The following is a 17,552-nucleotide window of genomic DNA, read 5'->3' as shown; positions in this document are numbered from 1 at the left end:
CTTCAGTGTGGGCCTTGGTCAATTAAGAGCCTGAAACACGCACCCGTCAGAAATCAACTCGGGCGGTGTCGAACACAGCGCTCGCGCCACCTGAAAAGCCGCGAGAACCTTGGGCACATAGTCCCGTGTTTCCGCATAAGGCGGTACACCACCATGTTTGCGAACCGCACCCTCGCCCGCATTATATCCGGCCAGGACCAGGATCGGGTCGTTTCCAAACTCTTCCATCAGCCAGTTCAGGTATTTCACTCCGCCCGAGATGTTCTGCCCCGGGTGAAGGCTGTCCTCGACCCCAAATCGTTTCGCGGTCGCGGGCATAAGCTGCATCAGCCCCTGCGCCCCGGCCGAACTTTCCGCCTTCTCCCGGCCTGCCGATTCAACCGAGATGACGGCCAGCACCAACGCAGGCGACACATTTGTCCCTACGGTCGAGCGTAAAATGTCGATCCCCTGCCGCTGAGCAATATTCTGAAGCGTCTGCAATCGGGGCGAGGCTACGTTTATGGCGGCAAGCGCATTTATCGAATCCTGCAAACGACCCGAACTGGCCTCATCTATCCCGGGTGAGATCCTGTCCCAGAACGCTTTATATGACCCGACGGGTTTGTTTTGCGGCGAAATTCCCGGAAGCCCCGGAGGCGTAACACGTGTCCTCGCGATAATCTCAGGAACTACGATCTCAGCCCCTGTGCTGGGCGCCGAAGGTGCTGAGGCATGTTCTGTAGGCGATATCTGAACGGTAATGCGCGGGCGCTGACCGGGCTTGGCTGCTTTGATCCGTTTATATACGCCACGCGGTTCGACTTCGTTGGCGGAGACAGACACAGGTGCGGACACCACTGCCAGCGCCAAGCCGGCGCAAGTTATTGCGTTCCGGAGATTCATTTGCCTGCCTCATGTTCTCTTTTGCGTCGATTTGAACCCCGAATCTGTCTGTAAGGCCAGAAAAACAATGTGAATTGGGGCAATTTCGCCTCATTTGGCGCCATTTTGCATCGGGTTTTATCGGTACTCGTACGAAGGGATTATTTTTATTTATTTAATTTCAATTAGTTAATCGGAAAGCTACCAAAAAGTTAAGCTGAGGCACAAAAATTTGGGGTTTGGCCCAATTCCTGCCACGCCCAACAGGCAAACATAATGCCATACCGAGACGATCGGGAGCGGACTGAGAGACGAAGCTCTGGAAGACGCCGAGGTTCATTAGACTTATTAGATCCTTTAGGAGGGACGTAACATGATCAAGTTCATCAAGAACTTCACCACTGACGAAGACGGCGCCGTAACAGTAGACTGGGTCGTTCTGACCGCAGCTGTTGTTGGCCTGGCCGCTGTTGCTTGGACACAGGTTAGCGACGGTGTCGACGATCTGGCTGGCGACATTGACACCGCCCTGACGGGTGTTGTTGTTACTGCACCTAACGCGGGCCCAACAACCCCGTAATTATTTAGATAGAATTTTGAAGGGGGCTGCGCTCGTCAGATCGCGGCCCCCTTTTTTATAGAAAAAAGACGAGGTCCTGCGATGAAGGGTATTTCAAAATTCTTATCCGGGGAACATGGCGCAATCACCGTTGATTGGGTGGTGCTTACTGCTGCGCTGGTCGGCCTTGGACTTGTCACCGTATTCAATTTGACGGGCGGGGTACAACACGTCGATACCGAGACGGGTAACGCACTTCGCGGTATAGAGGTCTATTCTGCGAATCAGGAACAGGCATCGGAATCAGATTGATCAATCTGGCACTAAGGACACGGGCGTCAAAAAAATACTTCATTGTCCCCCTTTTCGACACAATTCTCCTGTAACCAATAGTCAGTTGAAGTCGTATTCCCTATGACGACTGACATCGCATACAAATAATCGAGGGAACGCGCATGCGTGCAGTATTTGGACTTGTCCTGATTGTTGGGGTGGCTCTGGCAGGAGGAGCCGTTTATATGGCGCGGGACTATATTTCTCAGTATCAGGCGGAATTGGCCAGAGAACGTTTGGCGGCTCAGGAAGCATTGGCAAATGTTAAGTCCGTCCCGACGGTGGACGTTCTGGTTTCGAACCGTGCTCTTAAATATGGTGAGCGTCTGGCCGCAGAAGATGTGCGGATCGTGAAATGGCCTGAAGATGCAATTCCCGAAGGAAGCTTCCTTGAAATGGCCGTCCTGTTTCCAGAGGACGCCAGTGGCGACCGCTTCGTTCTGAGGACCATGGAAAAAGACGAAGCCCTGATGGAGGTCAAAGTAACCAAACCAGGCGAGGCAGCGGGTCTGACATCACGAATCGCGAAAGGTAAGCGCGCATTTGCAATCAGCGTGGACGTTGCCTCGGGCGTATCCGGCTTCCTTCGCCCTGGTGACAGTATCGATGTTTATTGGACCGGTTCGTATGGTGGCGGAATCGATGGGTCGCGCGGCGAAATCACCCGCCTGATTCAAACCAGCATTGAGTTGATCGCTGTTGACCAGAGCGCCGGGTCCGATCTGACCGGAGCCACGATCGCGCGCACCGTTACGGTCGCTGCTACTCCGGAACAAATCGCGGCACTGGCTCAGGCTCAGAACACCGGCCGCCTGTCTTTGGCGCTGGTTGGCGTGCAAGACGACACAATCGCAAGCGCGGTCGAAGTTGACCAAAGAAAACTTCTGGGCATTAAAGATGTCGTCCCCGTGGCACCCAAAATCGCGGAAGAGGTCTGTACGGTCAAGACGCGCCGCGGTGCCGAGATCGTCGACACGGGAATAGTAACACCCTGCACAAATTAACAGAAAATCAGTGCGTTACATGACCGGGGCCGCGCGAATTGCGCGGCCCTAATTTGTTCGCATGTTGCGCATTGTCCACATAAGGAAAATTCCAGAAACCATTGATTATTGCAATAAATTCTCAATTCGCGCAGTGTTATCAGACATAAGGCAGTAGCCGCAAAAAACGAGGCGTGATCGGAGAGGCAGGTCACATGAAAAGAAGTTCCTGGATAAGCGCAGCCCTATTGGGCTTGGCGCTCGTAGTTGGCCCAGTCGGCAATGCTGCCTGGGCTGAAACACTTCGCGTGGTAAAGAAGGGTACAGCGGAAACGCTTGATGTGCCAATGAACCGCGCAATAGTTGTAGAAAGTGAGCAACCGTTTGCCGAACTCAGCATCGCCAATGCAGGCATCGCTGATATTTCGTCGCTTTCGGATCGTACTATCTATGTTTTGGGTAAGGCTCCTGGCCTGACGACCCTGACATTGTTCGACGGCGCAGGTAATCTACTTGCTAATGTTCGGGTCCGTGTGGCACCGGATGTTACCGAGTTTAAAGAACGTCTGCGCCAGATTTTGCCAACCGAGCCTATCGAAGTTCGCACCGCCAATGACGGTATCGTTCTTTCTGGCACAATTTCTAGCGCTGCCAAGTTGGCGCGGGCATTGGAGCTGGCAGAGCGCTATGCACCGGAGCGCGTATCGAACCTGATGTCGGTTGGCGGCGTTCAGCAGGTCATGCTGAAAGTGCGCTTTGCCGAGATGAATCGGTCGGTGGCTAAAAGCCTGACTGCATCGCTTGGATTCGGCGGCAGTGATGTGACTGGCGGTATCAACACGCTGAACAATGCTGGTGCTTTGGCAAATGCCCTGAACAACAACATTCCGGCGGTACAGACGAATACCGGCGCAATTCTGTTCGGCTTTGGCGCAGGCTCCACACAGGTTCGTCTGCTGCTGGAGGCACTCGAGTCCAAAGGACTGGCGCGCAGCCTTGCAGAGCCTAACCTATCCGCACTTTCGGGTCAGGAAGCGACGTTCCTTGCAGGTGGTGAAGTTCCTATTCCGGTACCGCAGGACGACGGCGTAATTGCGATTGAATACAAAGCCTTCGGTGTTGAAATCGACTTTATCCCCCGCGTTGTGGATGGTGATCTGATCAACCTTGAAATGGCTGCTGCCGTGTCAGCTATCGATGGTTCGTCGAACTTCACCATTCAAGGTGATAATGTTCCATCTTTCATCACACGCCAGACCAGCACAACGGTTGAGCTGCGCGATGGTGAAAGCTTTGCGATCGCTGGCTTGATCCAGGATGATTTCACCGACCTGAACAGCCAGATTCCTTGGTTGGGTGACGTCCCGGTTCTTGGCGCCCTCTTCCGCAGCGCGGAATATCAGCGTCAGCAAAGTGAACTGGTGATCATCATCACAGCCCACCTTGTGTCGCCGACTCGTGGCGAGGCACTGGCTCTGCCTACGGATCGGGTCAAACCGCCCAGCGAATTTGATCTGTTCGTCAATGGCAAAGTCGGTCGGACTGAACGTCTAGGTGCCGGTGCAGCTTCGGAAGTCGCGAATCAGGACTTCGGTAGTTCGTACGGCTACGTCCTGGATTGATTAGGAGGATAGGACCAATGCAGAAGTGGATCATCACACTGGGTCTTTCGGTCGCTGTCGCCGCATGTACGCGTGAGGCCGGATACGAAGCCGATCAAGGCGCGTTCGGGAATGCGACACTGAACAACATTCAAGTAATGAATGGCGAACTGACATATGCCCAGATCCTGGGCCAACGGTTCGCAGCCGAAGTGCCGACCCAGATCAACTTTGATTTCAACAGCGCTCAACTGGACGAAACAGCTCGGCGAGTACTCTTGCGTCAGGCGAACTGGATCAAACAGTTCCCCGAGGCACGGTTCCGGGTCTATGGCCATACGGATGCTGTTGGATCAACGGCATATAACCAAAGCCTGGGCCAGCGGCGCGCGAATGCGGCTGTTGCGTTCCTTACGCAGCAGGGTATCTCTCGCTCGCGGTTGGAGGCGGTTGTTTCATTCGGTAAGTCTCGACCTCTCGTGGCTACGCCGGATCGAGACCGTCGCAACAGGCGCACCGTGACCGAAGTATCAGGCTTCGTTGATCGTGCACCCCAGCTACTCGATGGCAAATACGCCGCTATCGTCAATCGTGAGTACGTGGAAAGCGCGGTTTATGAATCCCAGCTGCGCCGCGAGACCGCTATTGGCGATACAAGCGAACAATAAACTGTGATTGGGCGACATCGTCGCCCAATTCCCTACAATTGGTTCTTTTGCGCCTAATTCTTGCCTAAGTTCCAAGCCACATTTTCAACAATTGGGTGACCTGCGTCCGAAAATGGCCGCAATAGGGTGACAGCAAGCCAATCCTGTCCTCTGGGCCAGGATGGTTCGCCTACCCTTCGACGAGGATTGTGTTAATGACAAGCGCCACGCCGCAAAACGAAGAGACCGCAATTCTGGCCTGCACGATCAGCCGTGATGTCCAGAATTTCGATCTGCTTATAGAAGATATGGAAGGCGCTTTGGGTGAGCGTTGGGGTGATCTCGGCTTTGCCGAAGCCCTGACATTTTTCAACCAACCCGAGGCGAATTCACTGCAATTTGTCGCGTTGGCCATTGATGGCGAGGATGAAGACAACCTGTCACTGATGGGTGAAATCATCACACAGGCAAAAGACAAAAATATCAAAATAGTTCTGATCGCCGAGGACGTGACCCCGGCTTCGCTGCATCAGTTGTTGCGCAAGGGCGCGGACGAATTCGTCCCCTACCCTCTTCCAGAAGGTGAATTGCAAGAAGCAATCGACCGGATGAACAAACCCGAACCCGTCGCCGTTGCCCCCGGATCAGATGCCGCACGTGCAGCTGGCGACTCTAAAGAGGGTGCTTTGTTTGTGGTTCAAGGACTTGCCGGTGGGGTCGGGTCGACGACTATGGCCGTCAACCTAGCTTGGGAACTGGCAACGGTCTCTGACAAAGAGGCCCCTTCGGTTTGTTTGATTGACCTGGACCTGCAATACGGAACGGTTTCGACATATCTGGATCTTCCCCGTCGAGAAACTGTATTCGAGATGCTGTCTGATACGGCGGCAATGGATGATGACCTCTTTACCCAGGCGCTTCAGTCCTATGAGGACAAGCTGCAGGTGCTAACTGCGCCGTCGGATATGGTGCCTTTGGATCTGATTACGCAAGAAGATATCGAACGGGTGATCGAAAAGGCACGAAAGCACTTCGATTATGTGATCGTCGACATGCCAACGACATTGGTTCACTGGTCGGAAACTGTACTGCAGGCCGCCCATGTTTACTTTGCCCTGATAGAACTGGACATGCGTTCGGCTCAGAACGCATTGCGCCTCAAGCGCGCTTTACAGGCCGAGGAACTACCCTTCAATAAGTTGCGTTTCGCTCTCAATCGCGCCCCGAAATTTACCGATCTGAATGGTAAGGGCCGGGTCAAGCGCATGGGTGAAAGCCTGGGTATCTCTATTGATCTTCAACTGCCGGATGGCGGCAAACCGGTGATGCAAAGCGGTGATCACGGTCTGCCATTGGCCAACGCTGCGGCCAAGAACCCACTGCGCAAGGAAATCGCAAAGCTTGCGAAGTCGCTGCACAGCCTGGGCAGCAGTAGCGCCGAAGCCGCATAACACAATCCCACAGGGAGAGCCGCCGTGTTTTCAAGATATAAAAAACCCGAAGCACAACCGGTCCAGGCACCGGCTAAATCGCCCGAGGCCACACCTGCACCTGCAGCGGAGCAAGCATCAACCGCTACTGCTGTTGCCCGGCGACCCACCCCCAAAAAGGCGGTCGAGGTTGTAGGGGCGGACAAGGAACGCAAGCGCAAAGAGCGTCTGGGCGAAATCAAGATCGAACTCCACCGCGAGCTTCTTGAAAACCTGAACCTTGCGGCCCTTGAGAAAGCTGGAGAATCCGAGCTGCGCTCGGAAATCAGTGCGATTGCCAGTGAGGTTCTGGAATCCCGCAACATCGTTCTAAACCGCGACGACCGGCAACAGCTGAACAAGGAACTGTATGACGAAGTAACCGGTCTTGGCCCTCTCGAGACCTTGCTTCAGGACGACTCTGTCAGCGATATTCTGGTCAACGGCCCGCAGCAAATTTTTGTTGAACGGTTCGGTAAGCTAGAAATTAGCGACGTTACCTTTAAAGACGAAAAGCACCTGATGCGGATCATCGACAAGATCGTATCCGCCGTGGGCCGCCGTGTTGACGAATCCAACCCCTATGTGGACGCCCGTCTGGCGGATGGCTCGCGTTTCAACGCCATGGTGCCACCGATTGCCGTTGACGGCTCGCTGGTATCCATTCGTAAGTTCAAAAAAGATAAGCTGGCCATTGATGACCTGGTGAATTTTGGTGCCTTCACCGAAGAAATGGCCGCCTATCTGCAGGCTGCTGTATCTACACGCCTGAATGTGATCGTTTCGGGCGGTACCGGTTCCGGTAAAACAACCACGCTAAACGCATTGTCCAGCTTTATCGACGACGCCGAGCGTATTCTGACCATCGAGGATACAGCGGAACTCCAGCTGCAACAGTCTCATGTTGGCCGGATGGAAAGCCGCCCGCCTAACGTCGAAGGCAAGGGTGAAGTCAGCCCCCGCGACTGTCTGAAAAACGCCCTTCGTATGCGTCCCGACCGTATCATCGTGGGTGAGACACGGGGCTCGGAAGTTATCGACATGCTACAGGCCATGAACACTGGCCATGATGGCTCGATGACAACGATCCACGCGAACTCGGCCCGAGACGGGATTTCGCGCCTTGAAAACATGATCGCGATGGCCGGGATCGAAATGCCGATCAAGGCCGTCCGTAGCCAGATCTCCAGTGCTGTGAACCTGATCGTTCAGGCAAGCCGCCTGCAGGACGGCTCGCGGCGTATGACTTCGATCACCGAAATCACTGGTATGGAAGGCGATGTGATTTCCATGCAGGAAATCTTTCGTTTTCAACGCGTTGGATTAACGCCCGACAACAAGATCATTGGCCATTTTACCGCGACAGGCGTTCGCAGCCACTACTCCGAACGCTTCCGTCTGTGGGGCTATGATCTGCCCCCTTCGATTTACGAACCAACGACTATGTAGGAGATCTTGAAATGCAACTGCCTATGGAGGCACTGATCTACGTCGCGATCTTCGTAGGCGTACTTGCGTTGGTGGAAGGAATCTATCTGGTTGCCTTCGGAAAATCCATCAGTCTGAACAGTCGCGTGAACCGCCGTCTGGACATGCTGGATAAAGGCGTCGGGCGCGAACAAGTTCTGGAACAGCTGCGCAAGGAAATGCAGCAGCATATGAAGTCCCAGAGTATTCCGCTCTATTCCCTGTTGGCGGACAAGGCTCAGAAGGCCGCCATCGCCTTCACACCCCGTCAGTTGATCCTGATTATGGTGTTGGTGACAGGCTTTGCCTTCATGGGGCTCAGCATTGCAACGGGAACGGAAACCATAATGCGGGCCGCAATTTCGGTCGCAATCGGTGTTGGTGGTGTCTATGCGTGGGTAAACAACAAGGCCAAAAAGCGTATGGCAATGCTGGAAGAACAGTTGCCAGATGCTGTGGAATTGATGGTTCGGTCGCTTCGCGTCGGGAACCCTTTTGTGTCCACCATTCAAATCGTCGCAAATGAAGTCCAGGATCCACTCGCCACTGAATTCGGAGTTATCGCTGATGAATGTGCCTATGGCCGTGACGTCGGTGAATCTCTCAAAGATCTGGCACAACGACTGGATATGCAGGATCTACGGTTTTTGGCAGTGGCCGTCGGCATCCAACAGCAATCCGGTGGTAACCTGGCCGAAATTCTGGCCGGTCTGGCCAAGGTGATCCGGGCCCGTTTTCGACTTTTCCGGCGCGTCAACGCTATCACAGCCGAGGCAAAATGGTCAGGAAAATTCCTATCTGGATTTCCACTGTTCTGCCTGGGATTCATTTTGGTGAACGACCCCGGGTACTATGACGAAGTTATGGATCACCCATGGTTCATTCCTGCCTGTTTCTTTGTCGGCATCATGCTGACACTGAACCTGATCGTCATGCGCATTCTAACCGACATCAAGGTCTGAGGACACCACCATGGAAATCCTGACCCAAATAAATGACTTTCTAACCGAGCTCCTTGGCCCCTTCGGTCCACTGATCGTGGTTGGTGTACTTGGACTGTTCATGATCTTGATCACAGTCCCCTTGATCCTGAGCCAGCCAGAAGATCCCCTGAAGAAACTGCAGCGTTCTAATGCAGCCCCTCGACAGGATAAGAAGGTCAAAAAGGACAAGCTCAGAACCAGCGGGCGAAACGAGCAGCTTGAGAAGTTTGCCAACTTCCTTGAGCCACAGAATAAGGAAGAACTGTCTGCCATGCAGCTGAAACTGCGGCAGGCGGGGTATCAATCAAAGGACGCAGTTCGGTTCTTCCACTTCGCTCAATTTTCCTTGGGCATCATCGGAATTGTGATTGGTGTTTTGCTGGTCACTGTCCTTTCCGACGGTCAGGAATTTACCGCGCAGCAGATGATAATACGAGTTCTTGTCCCGTCGGCCGCCGGGTATTTTCTGCCACGCTATTGGATCACCCGAAGGGTCGCAGAACGGCAAGAAGCGATCACCGCAGGCTTTCCCGATACTCTTGACCTGATGCTGGTCTGTGTCGAGGCTGGCCAGTCGCTGGACCAGGCCATCGTTCGCGTCGCACGCGAAATGAAAGCCTCCTACCCTGAGATTTCGCTTGAATTTGAAGTCGTCGCCCACGAATTGAAGGCCGGTAAGGACAAGGATACGGTTCTTCGCGATTTTGGTACGCGCTGTGGCGTTCAGGATGTTAACTCATTTGTGACGGTGATGATCCAATCGGCAACATTCGGTACATCCATCGCCGAAGCTTTGCGGGTTTACGCTGGCGAGATGCGAGATAAGCGCGTGATGCGCGCCGAAGAGGCCGCTAACAAGTTGCCAACCAAAATGACACTCGCCACTATGATGCTGACGGTGCCACCGTTGTTGGTCATTCTGGTTGGACCCTCGGCCAAAGGCATCGCTGAATTCGGCGGAGGCTAATAGCCTATGAAATTGAAACCCAGGTGCATCCAGACGGGGATACGCCGCGTGTTACAGGCCACCGTGGTTCTTGCCACGGTGGCTTCTTGCACGGAAACGGGGTCCTCTGGGGATCTGGATGCACCTGGCATTGATCGTAAAGCCCCGGCCGAAGATCAGATTGCAGTAGGCAACCGGCTGATGGCTTCGGGTGAATACGAGCTTGCGTTGGATGCCTTTATCCGCGCAGCGCTCAATCAGGGAATGACAACGCAGATCCTGACCTCGATGGGGACGGCAAATCTGGGCCTTCGGAGGCTTGGACAGGCGGAAACGCTGCTGCGCCGAGCGGTTGAAGATGACCCCGAATGGTCTGTCGCCTGGAACAATCTGGGTGTGTTGCTGATGGAAATCGGTGAATACCCCGAGGCCGCTCAGGTCTTTCGCCGGGCCTATGCTCTCGATAATGGCGAAAGTGACGCAATTCGGGACAATCTGCGGTTAGCTCTCGCAAAAATGGAAAATACTGATAATAATACCCCTCAAGAACAAGAATACACACTGGAGCAGCAAGGCGACGGGCAATTCATGCTGCGCAAGCTCCCGTAACATAGGCAAGAGCAGTAAGGGACGCAAAAATGCGCCAACAATTCTTGATTCCGTCTATCGCAATCTGCGGGCTGATCCTCTCAGCCTGTGAAAAAGAGTCCGAGGAAGAAAAGGTCGAGCGTACATTTCAGGAGGTGAACGTCATTGACGAAACCAACCTGAACGACGTTCTTCTGTCGGCCGCCGACCCTAACGAAGCCGTTACCTATTTCCAGGGTGCCGCCGCCAAGAACCCGGGTCGTATAGACCTGCAACGTGGGCTGGCGATTTCACTGGCGCGCGCTAAACGGACGACCGAGGCAACCGCCGCCTGGAAAAAAGTCACCACGATGAGCGGTGCGACCAATGTAGACAAGGTCGAATACGCAGATTCACTGGTACGTTCCGGGAACTGGTCACAGGCCAAATCGACATTGGATTCGATCCCGCCGACTTTTGAATCTTTCAAACGCTACCGCCTGGAAGCCGTCGTCGCGGATTCACAAAAAAACTGGAAACGCGCGGATCATTTCTATGAAACCGCCGTGGGTCTGACGACCCGCCCCGGTGGTGTGATGAACAACTGGGGATATTCCAAGCTGACGCGCGGCCAGTACGACGAAGCCGAACGGTTATTCACCGAGGCCATTCGACAGGATAACTCTCTATTCACGGCAAAGAACAATCTGGTCCTCGCCCGGGCTGCACAGGGCAATTACAGCATGCCTGTCGTTCCCATGTCTCAGGTCGAACGCGCGATGTTGTTGAACACAATGGCCATCTCGGCGGTGAAACGCGGTGATGTGGCGACGGCCAAGAACCTGTTCCGCGAAGCGATCGCTACCCATCCGCAACATTACGACGAAGCCGTTCGATCCCTGCGCGCGCTTGAGGAAGCCTGATACATGCATATTCCAGCGGGTGCTGCGGCCTGGTTTTTGCCGTTCGTACTGCCGATCTGCTATTACGTGGCCTTCACCGACCTGCGTGACATGCTCATCAAGAATCACGCCGTAGTAGCACTGGCTTCGGTATTTGCGGTCATCGGTTTGTTTGTCCTGCCGCCCTGGTCGGATGGTTGGATTACCGGCCCGTTTTCTGTGTCCCTCCCACCCTATTTGTGGCAGCTGTTACATATAGTTGTAATGCTAGTCATCGGCATTCTGCTCAACGCAGCCGGCATTATGGGAGCCGGAGACGCAAAATTCATAGCCGCGGCCTCAGCCTTTGTTTGGATGGGCGATTTCACATTGGTATTGTTGATCCTGATGTCGACCACCTTGGCGGCCTTTGTCACGCATCGATTGGCCAAACATACCGCCCTCAGAGCTATTGCCCCAGATTGGGAAAGCTGGCGTCGGGACAAACAATTTCCAATGGGTTTCGCGCTTGGTGCAACCCTGGCCATCTACCTGATACTTGGAACTGTTTACGGCTCGTAAACTATCATCAGTCCGCCTTGTCCCCGCCTTGGAACTGACACAAAGCCCGGCCAAATTTTCGTCAAAGGGCCCTTTTCAGGGCTATTGGCGTGAATACTGAATTAGACGGGCAACGCTCATGAATATGCAGACAACCTCGGTAATGGCCCCCCCTACCCCAAAGGGGTTGGGCGATATGCAGCTTCCAATTGTTATGATGCGGGATATCCTGCTGAAAACTATCTTTCGTAAAACCGTAGATACGGTTTCCGAAGTTGCCCAAGCGATCTGCTTGCCGGGTTCTGTCACACAGGAGTTGATCGACCTTGCACGCGAACAAAAGCTGCTGGAAGCAACCGGTACTTTGAACGCCAACAGCGGCAATGAGATGGGGTATCAGCTGACCGATGCGGGCAAAGCGCGTGCATTGGATGCGCTGAGCCAGTCCGAATATTTCGGCGCCATGCCCGTCCCGTTGGATGTGTACCGCGAGCAGGTAAAACGCCAGTCGATCCGGAATATCCAGGTTTCCCGCGACCAGTTAACCGGGGCAATGGGCCATCTGGTTCTGCCTGACAGCCTGCTGGACCACCTTGGACCCGCGGTCAGTGCAGGCCGATCAATCCTGATGTATGGACCTCCGGGTAATGGTAAATCCTCTATCTCGAACGGTATTCGGGATGCTTTGGGCGATAATGTCTATGTCCCATATGCCATCGAATACGCTGGTCAGGTGATCACGGTGTATGACCCGATTGTACACACAGCCATCGAACAAGAAGCAGATGACCCCAATAGCTTGCGCCGCCGCAAGCGGTTTGATTCGCGCTATGTCCAATGTGAAAGACCAACTGTTGTGACTGGCGGTGAACTGTCACTCAGCATGCTCGATCTGGTTTATAACCCTACGGCGCGGACCTATCAGGCCCCGCTGCAGCTGAAATCGACAGGCGGCATCTTTATCGTTGACGACCTTGGCCGTCAGCAGGAACCACCACAGGCCCTGATCAACCGCTGGATTGTTCCACTGGAAGAGAACAAGGATATCCTTGGCCTGCAATCGGGTGAAAAATTCGAAGTGCCCTTTGATACGCTGGTCATCTTTTCGACCAACTTTCACCCCAACGAGATCTTTGACCAAGCCGCTTTGCGCCGGATCTTCTTCAAGATCAAGATTGACGGTCCGAACCAAGAGAACTTCCTGAAAATCTTCGCCATGGTGGCCCGCAAACGCGGGATGCCTCTGGACGAGGCCGCATTGGTCCATCTGCTAAAGGTCAAATACCCGACCATCGACAACATCTATGCGAACTATCAGCCGATATTCCTGATTGATCAGATGATCTCGATCTGCGAATTCGAGGGCATCCCCTATCAGATGAGCCCCGATCTGATTGAACGCGCTTGGGCCAACATGTTCGTCAAAGATGAGAAAATCGTCAAATAACCTAATGCCATTTCGCTGACGGACCGGGTAATCTGCCTTTATGACGCAGATTCCCGCCCGGATTACTGACTGGTTTGACGACAAAGGTTGGTCCATCCACCCGCATCAGCAGGACATGTACGACCGGGCCCTTGAACCGGCGACGTTGCTGATAGCCCCCACCGGCGGGGGCAAGACAATGGCCGGATTTCTGCCCACGCTGGCCGATCTAGCAGAGCGGGACCATGTTGGCCTGCATACAATCTACGTCTCCCCTCTCAAGGCGCTGGCGGCAGATATCCGGCGAAACCTGCGTGGCCCAGCCGAGGAAATGGGCCTGGCCGTCCGGATTGAGGACCGCACCGGAGATACCTCAGCCACACAGAAAAAGCGTCAGCGGGTTGACCCACCGCAGATCCTTTTGACCACACCTGAAAGCCTGGCCCTGCTGACCTCTTACGAAGACGCCGGGCGGATGTTTCAGGGCGTGCAACGGGTGGTTGTCGATGAAATCCACGCCTTGGCCGAGAGCAAGCGTGGCGACCAGCTGATGCTGGCGCTGGCCCGTCTGCAGGGGCTCTGCCCGGACCTGCGCAGGGTGGGCCTGTCTGCAACGGTCGAAGACCCCAATGCTATTGCCCGATTTCTGGCACGTCACCCTGATCTCTGCCGGATCGTTGAGGCCGATCCTGGGCCTGACCCCGATATCCAAATGTTGGAAACGCCGGAAATGCCTCCGTGGTCGGGCGGTGGCGCGGCCTATTCCATCCCTGCCGTTCTGGACCAGATCCGGAAGCATAAGACGACGCTTATCTTTCACAACACCCGCGCACAGGCCGAGATTTTCTTTCACAACCTCTGGCTTGCCAACGAAGACGGGCTACCGATTGGCATTCATCACGGCAGTCTGGACAGGCAGCAACGCGAACGTGTCGAGGCCGCAATGGTTCGCGGTGCGCTGCGTGCAATCGTCTGCACAGGCAGTCTGGATCTTGGTATTGATTGGGGCGATGTCGACCTGGTCATTCAGATCGGGGCGCCCAAAAACGTCAAAAGGCTGGTTCAGCGCATCGGGCGCGCAAATCACAGATACAACGCCCCCTCCAAAGCATTGTTAGTGCCCGCAAACCGCTTCGAAGTTGTGGAATGCATAGCGGCACTTGAGGCTGTAAAAGCTCATGATCTGGACGGTGATCCCCGCGGCGCAGGTCCACGCGATGTGTTGTGTCAACATATCCTGATTGCCGCAGCATCCGGGCCATTCTTGGCCGATGACCTGTTCCGGCAAATGACCGCAGCGGGCCCCTATGCCGGGTTGACCCGAGCAGAGTTCGACGCCTGTTTGGACTTTTGTGCAACCGGGGGCTATGCCCTGCGCGCCTATGATCGGTGGCAAAGGCTGCAGCTACGGCCAGATGGGCAATGGCAGCTGCGTGACCCCCGTGCTGCGCAGCGTATCCGCATGAACCTTGGCACGATTCAGGACACAGATACGTTGAAAGTCCGCCTGAAACGCAATCGAGGGGGCAAACCTCTGGGAGAGGTCGAGGAAGCCTTTGCTGCCTCGCTGACCCACGGAGATACCTTTCTGATCGGCGGCCAGATCGTGCGCTATGAGGGATTGCGCGAGATGACGGTCGAAGTCAGCCGCCGAGCGGATAAGAAGCCCAAGATCGCAACGTTTTCAGGCACCAAATTTGCGACCTCGACGCAGCTGAGCGACCGTATCCTGCGGCTGTTTGCACAGCCCGATTGGCCCCAGTTACCCGCGCATACCGCGGATTGGCTGGCGTTGCAGCGAGAGATTTCTCACCTGCCTCATCGTGACAGGTTACTGATCGAAAGTTTCCCCAAAGATGGGCGCGAAAACCTGTGTGTCTATGGTTTTGCGGGACGCAACGCACAGCAGACGCTGGGGCTGTTGCTGACCAAACGGATGGAAGAAACGGGCCTTGCACCGCTGGGCTTTGTTGCCACCGACTATGCAACCCTGATCTGGGGGTTGGACGCGGTGATAGACCCGCGTCCGCTATTTCAGCCCGACGAGCTGCGCAACGGCTTGGAAACCTGGCTGGCGGGCAATGCCGTGATGAAGCGCACCTTTCGTGCCTCGGCCACGATTGCAGGGCTGATCGAACGGAACATGGCCGGTCAGCGCAAAAGTGGTCGGCAAGCCACGTTTTCCTCAGATATCCTCTACGATACTTTGCTGAAATACGATCCCGATCACCTGTTAATGCAGATCACCCGAGAAGAGGCCATGCGCGGTCTCGTCGATTTCGGGCGGGTCGAGGCACTGATCGAGCGGATCGGGGGACGTATAGATCTGATGCGATTGGATCGGGTTTCACCTCTGGCTGCACCACTGTTTCTTGAGGTTGGCAAGGTACCCGTCAAAGGTGCTGCTGAAGAACGCCTGCTGGCGGAAGAAAGCGCGCGCCTATTGCAAGAGGCTGGGCTGGAATCTTGCTAAAACCTCTTGCGCGCGGTAGCGGAACGTCGCAAAGAACGTAACATGAACGAAGTTTCGATCTGTTTAGCCGGGCAAAATCTGCTGGCGCTTGGGTCTGGTGCCCTTTGGTGGCCCGACAAAAGCGTGCTTTGCGTGTCCGATCTGCATCTGGGTAAATCCGAGCGTTTGGCGCGCCGGGGCGGCACGACATTACCCCCCTATGACAGCCAGGACACCCTAGCTCGATTGGCCGCAGATATCGAGCACACTCAGCCTGACATCGTTATTTGCCTTGGGGATAGTTTTGATGATCTTGATGCCCTAAACGCCCTGAGTGTGCCCGACAGGCTGCAGATTACGGCGATGCAGGCCGGTCGCCGCTGGGTCTGGATCGAAGGAAACCATGACCCCGGCCCGGTAGATCTGGGCGGAAGCCATCTGGCCGAATATGCGGTTGACCCTCTGGTCTTTCGTCATATTGCGCAACCCAAGGGCAAGGCTGAGGTTTCGGGACATTACCACCCCAAGGCGCGCGTGCGGGTTCGCGGTCGTTCCATCACCCGCCCCGCCTTCCTGATGGATCAGGCGCGTCTGATCCTGCCTGCCTATGGGACTTATACTGGTGGGCTCTTTAGCTCGGATCACGTTCTGGACGCCTTGATGAGCGATCAGGCAATGGCGATCCTGACAGGGAAAATCCCGCAAATGATCCCAATGCCCAGATAGGGCGGCTCAGATCAGACCATCTTCCTCTAGGAACGGACGGTATTTCCTGCTGACCGGAACAAGCTCTTCGTTCTTCAGGCGCAACATGATCTTGCCACCCTTACGTTCGACCCCAGCAATGGCGTCATCGACAACCCAATGCGATCTGTGCGTGCAATGGCCCGGTATAGGTTCCATTTCCTCTATGGCGTCGGTAAAACGCGACCGGATCGTAAACGTGCCCTCAGAAGTCACCACATCCACATAGTGGTCTTGGACCGTCAGGCGATAGACCCGACCCTGAAAGGATCCCGGCAACCGTTTGTACATGCGCGGCAGCGGAATTTCAGCATATACGGATTGAGGTTTCGATGCCTCACGCCGCACCAGGATCAAGCCCACCGACAGCAAGGCGCCATAAGATGTTACAGATAACATATCCGGGCACGGCAGTCCGTTGGCCGAAAACAGCAACCAGACCATCAACCAAAGGCTTGGAACAAAAAGGACGAAAACCAAAGATATCAGCACAAGGTCGCGCCCAGAAAACTCGGTCTCAGCGAACAACCTACGCAACAATCTTCTTGCGACGCAGGTCACTCCTAGCGCCAGCGCCATCACCCCGATCCAGAAGGCCAAGCGCCAAGGAAAGGTTACTTCGATGGCATGAAATGGTTGGAATACGAAGGACAATAGCAGAAGGAAAACCAGCCCGGCAATCAACCGGTACCCTACTATTTCGGCGAAAACTGGGCGCAGTTTCGTGAACATAAACACTCGACAACAACTCTCCGGGTCCAGCCAATACTACCGGGGACTTGCCATATTACAACGTAACCGGCTGGAATAGAAAGTTTATCACCAATACAGGCACATTCAATGCCCGTAATCTCACACTTAGTTTACATATTAACAAATTTTAGGCCGGGGAGTACCCCGGCCCTGAAAATCTACATGCACGACTGTCCGCTATGGGTCACACAGTCAGGCCTTCTGGTTCTGGGAGTTTGTTTGCGCGGCATGCGGCGGTCAGGGTGTTGGCCAGCAGGCATGCGATTGTCATGGGGCCGACGCCACCGGGGACGGGGGTGATTGCTCCGGCGCGTTC

General features: G+C 54.8%; 17 protein-coding genes and 1 pseudogene. 15 read left to right on the top strand and 3 right to left on the bottom strand.

Features of this window, described 5'->3' with window-relative positions:
• Positions 1–18: 18 nt before the first annotated feature.
• Positions 19–885: a lytic transglycosylase domain-containing protein gene (locus FN806_RS13425; RefSeq protein ID WP_142637978.1), complete on the bottom strand. Its 867-nt coding sequence runs from the start codon at positions 883–885 to the stop codon at positions 19–21.
• A 352-nt stretch (positions 886–1,237) separates the two neighbouring features.
• Between FN806_RS13425 and FN806_RS13420 the strand changes: the two genes are divergently transcribed.
• The 15 genes from FN806_RS13420 to pdeM all read left to right on the top strand — a co-directional run bounded on the left by FN806_RS13420 (position 1,238) and on the right by pdeM (position 16,465).
• Positions 1,238–1,444 (top strand): hypothetical protein, encoded by a 207-nt coding sequence (locus FN806_RS13420; RefSeq protein WP_142637976.1) that lies wholly within the window; start codon positions 1,238–1,240, stop codon positions 1,442–1,444.
• An 81-nt stretch (positions 1,445–1,525) separates the two neighbouring features.
• On the top strand, positions 1,526–1,735 hold the full coding sequence (locus FN806_RS13415) for a hypothetical protein (protein WP_142637974.1): 210 nt from the start codon (positions 1,526–1,528) through the stop codon (positions 1,733–1,735).
• A 143-nt stretch (positions 1,736–1,878) separates the two neighbouring features.
• Positions 1,879–2,760 carry a Flp pilus assembly protein CpaB gene (cpaB, locus tag FN806_RS13410; protein WP_142637972.1) on the top strand — a complete coding sequence of 294 codons (882 nt, stop codon included), beginning with the start codon at positions 1,879–1,881 and terminating at the stop codon, positions 2,758–2,760.
• Between the two features lie 194 nt (positions 2,761–2,954).
• Positions 2,955–4,361, top strand: a complete 1,407-nt coding sequence (locus FN806_RS13405) for a type II and III secretion system protein family protein (protein ID WP_142637970.1) — start codon at positions 2,955–2,957, stop codon at positions 4,359–4,361.
• 17 nt (positions 4,362–4,378) lie between these two features.
• A complete protein-coding gene (locus tag FN806_RS13400) occupies positions 4,379–5,008 on the top strand; it encodes an OmpA family protein (RefSeq protein ID WP_142637968.1) in 630 nt (209 codons plus the stop codon).
• 194 nt (positions 5,009–5,202) lie between these two features.
• Positions 5,203–6,438, top strand: coding sequence for a CpaE/TadZ family protein (locus tag FN806_RS13395; RefSeq protein WP_142637966.1), 1,236 nt, complete (start codon positions 5,203–5,205; stop codon positions 6,436–6,438).
• 24 nt (positions 6,439–6,462) lie between these two features.
• The gene (locus tag FN806_RS13390) at positions 6,463–7,905 is read left to right on the top strand and encodes a TadA family conjugal transfer-associated ATPase (protein WP_142637964.1); all 1,443 of its coding nucleotides are present in this window, start codon (positions 6,463–6,465) and stop codon (positions 7,903–7,905) included.
• Positions 7,906–7,916: 11 nt separating this feature from the next.
• Positions 7,917–8,885 carry a type II secretion system F family protein gene (locus FN806_RS13385; protein ID WP_142637962.1) on the top strand — a complete coding sequence of 323 codons (969 nt, stop codon included), beginning with the start codon at positions 7,917–7,919 and terminating at the stop codon, positions 8,883–8,885.
• Between the two features lie 10 nt (positions 8,886–8,895).
• Complete coding sequence (locus FN806_RS13380) at positions 8,896–9,873, top strand: type II secretion system F family protein (RefSeq protein WP_142637960.1); 978 nt, start codon at positions 8,896–8,898, stop codon at positions 9,871–9,873.
• Between the two features lie 6 nt (positions 9,874–9,879).
• On the top strand, positions 9,880–10,461 hold the full coding sequence (locus FN806_RS13375; protein ID WP_185956705.1) for a tetratricopeptide repeat protein: 582 nt from the start codon (positions 9,880–9,882) through the stop codon (positions 10,459–10,461).
• Positions 10,462–10,490: 29 nt separating this feature from the next.
• Positions 10,491–11,342, top strand: coding sequence for a tetratricopeptide repeat protein (locus FN806_RS13370; RefSeq protein WP_142637958.1), 852 nt, complete (start codon positions 10,491–10,493; stop codon positions 11,340–11,342).
• A 3-nt stretch (positions 11,343–11,345) separates the two neighbouring features.
• Positions 11,346–11,882, top strand: coding sequence for a prepilin peptidase (locus tag FN806_RS13365; protein WP_142637956.1), 537 nt, complete (start codon positions 11,346–11,348; stop codon positions 11,880–11,882).
• Positions 11,883–12,000: 118 nt separating this feature from the next.
• Positions 12,001–13,308 (top strand): ATPase, encoded by a 1,308-nt coding sequence (locus FN806_RS13360; protein ID WP_142637954.1) that lies wholly within the window; start codon positions 12,001–12,003, stop codon positions 13,306–13,308.
• A gap of 40 nt (positions 13,309–13,348) precedes the next feature.
• Positions 13,349–15,760 carry a ligase-associated DNA damage response DEXH box helicase gene (locus FN806_RS13355; protein ID WP_142637951.1) on the top strand — a complete coding sequence of 804 codons (2,412 nt, stop codon included), beginning with the start codon at positions 13,349–13,351 and terminating at the stop codon, positions 15,758–15,760.
• Positions 15,761–15,802: 42 nt separating this feature from the next.
• On the top strand, positions 15,803–16,465 hold the full coding sequence (gene pdeM, locus FN806_RS13350) for a ligase-associated DNA damage response endonuclease PdeM (RefSeq protein ID WP_142638200.1): 663 nt from the start codon (positions 15,803–15,805) through the stop codon (positions 16,463–16,465).
• A gap of 6 nt (positions 16,466–16,471) precedes the next feature.
• Here the strand turns inward: pdeM and FN806_RS13345 are convergent, their stop codons facing one another.
• Complete coding sequence (locus FN806_RS13345) at positions 16,472–17,215, bottom strand: LytTR family DNA-binding domain-containing protein (protein WP_142637950.1); 744 nt, start codon at positions 17,213–17,215, stop codon at positions 16,472–16,474.
• Positions 17,216–17,420: 205 nt separating this feature from the next.
• Positions 17,421–17,552: pseudogene (locus tag FN806_RS13340) on the bottom strand (bifunctional methylenetetrahydrofolate dehydrogenase/methenyltetrahydrofolate cyclohydrolase); the annotation flags it as partial.

This window comes from Ruegeria faecimaris (assembly GCF_900182615.1).
Classification (GTDB): domain Bacteria; phylum Pseudomonadota; class Alphaproteobacteria; order Rhodobacterales; family Rhodobacteraceae; genus Ruegeria; species Ruegeria faecimaris.
The sequence above is the reverse complement of the archived record's forward strand: the minus strand, read 5'-3'. Positions and strand labels throughout refer to the sequence as shown.

What these genes read in the sequence shown, in the direction of transcription:
- cpaB (WP_142637972.1), top strand. Translation starts at nt 1,879, where the DNA reads ATGCGTGCAGTATTTGGACTTGTCCTGATTGTTGGGGTGGCTCTGGCA.
- FN806_RS13405 (WP_142637970.1), top strand. Translation starts at nt 2,955, where the DNA reads ATGAAAAGAAGTTCCTGGATAAGCGCAGCCCTATTGGGCTTGGCGCTC.
- FN806_RS13370 (WP_142637958.1), top strand. Translation starts at nt 10,491, where the DNA reads ATGCGCCAACAATTCTTGATTCCGTCTATCGCAATCTGCGGGCTGATC.
- FN806_RS13360 (WP_142637954.1), top strand. Translation starts at nt 12,001, where the DNA reads ATGAATATGCAGACAACCTCGGTAATGGCCCCCCCTACCCCAAAGGGG.
- FN806_RS13400 (WP_142637968.1), top strand. Translation starts at nt 4,379, where the DNA reads ATGCAGAAGTGGATCATCACACTGGGTCTTTCGGTCGCTGTCGCCGCA.
- pdeM (WP_142638200.1), top strand. Translation starts at nt 15,803, where the DNA reads ATGAACGAAGTTTCGATCTGTTTAGCCGGGCAAAATCTGCTGGCGCTT.
- FN806_RS13395 (WP_142637966.1), top strand. Translation starts at nt 5,203, where the DNA reads ATGACAAGCGCCACGCCGCAAAACGAAGAGACCGCAATTCTGGCCTGC.
- FN806_RS13420 (WP_142637976.1), top strand. Translation starts at nt 1,238, where the DNA reads ATGATCAAGTTCATCAAGAACTTCACCACTGACGAAGACGGCGCCGTA.
- FN806_RS13355 (WP_142637951.1), top strand. Translation starts at nt 13,349, where the DNA reads ATGACGCAGATTCCCGCCCGGATTACTGACTGGTTTGACGACAAAGGT.
- FN806_RS13425 (WP_142637978.1), bottom strand. Translation starts at nt 885, where the DNA reads ATGAATCTCCGGAACGCAATAACTTGCGCCGGCTTGGCGCTGGCAGTG.
- FN806_RS13375 (WP_185956705.1), top strand. Translation starts at nt 9,880, where the DNA reads ATGAAATTGAAACCCAGGTGCATCCAGACGGGGATACGCCGCGTGTTA.
- FN806_RS13365 (WP_142637956.1), top strand. Translation starts at nt 11,346, where the DNA reads ATGCATATTCCAGCGGGTGCTGCGGCCTGGTTTTTGCCGTTCGTACTG.
- FN806_RS13385 (WP_142637962.1), top strand. Translation starts at nt 7,917, where the DNA reads ATGCAACTGCCTATGGAGGCACTGATCTACGTCGCGATCTTCGTAGGC.
- FN806_RS13345 (WP_142637950.1), bottom strand. Translation starts at nt 17,215, where the DNA reads ATGTTCACGAAACTGCGCCCAGTTTTCGCCGAAATAGTAGGGTACCGG.
- FN806_RS13380 (WP_142637960.1), top strand. Translation starts at nt 8,896, where the DNA reads ATGGAAATCCTGACCCAAATAAATGACTTTCTAACCGAGCTCCTTGGC.
- FN806_RS13415 (WP_142637974.1), top strand. Translation starts at nt 1,526, where the DNA reads ATGAAGGGTATTTCAAAATTCTTATCCGGGGAACATGGCGCAATCACC.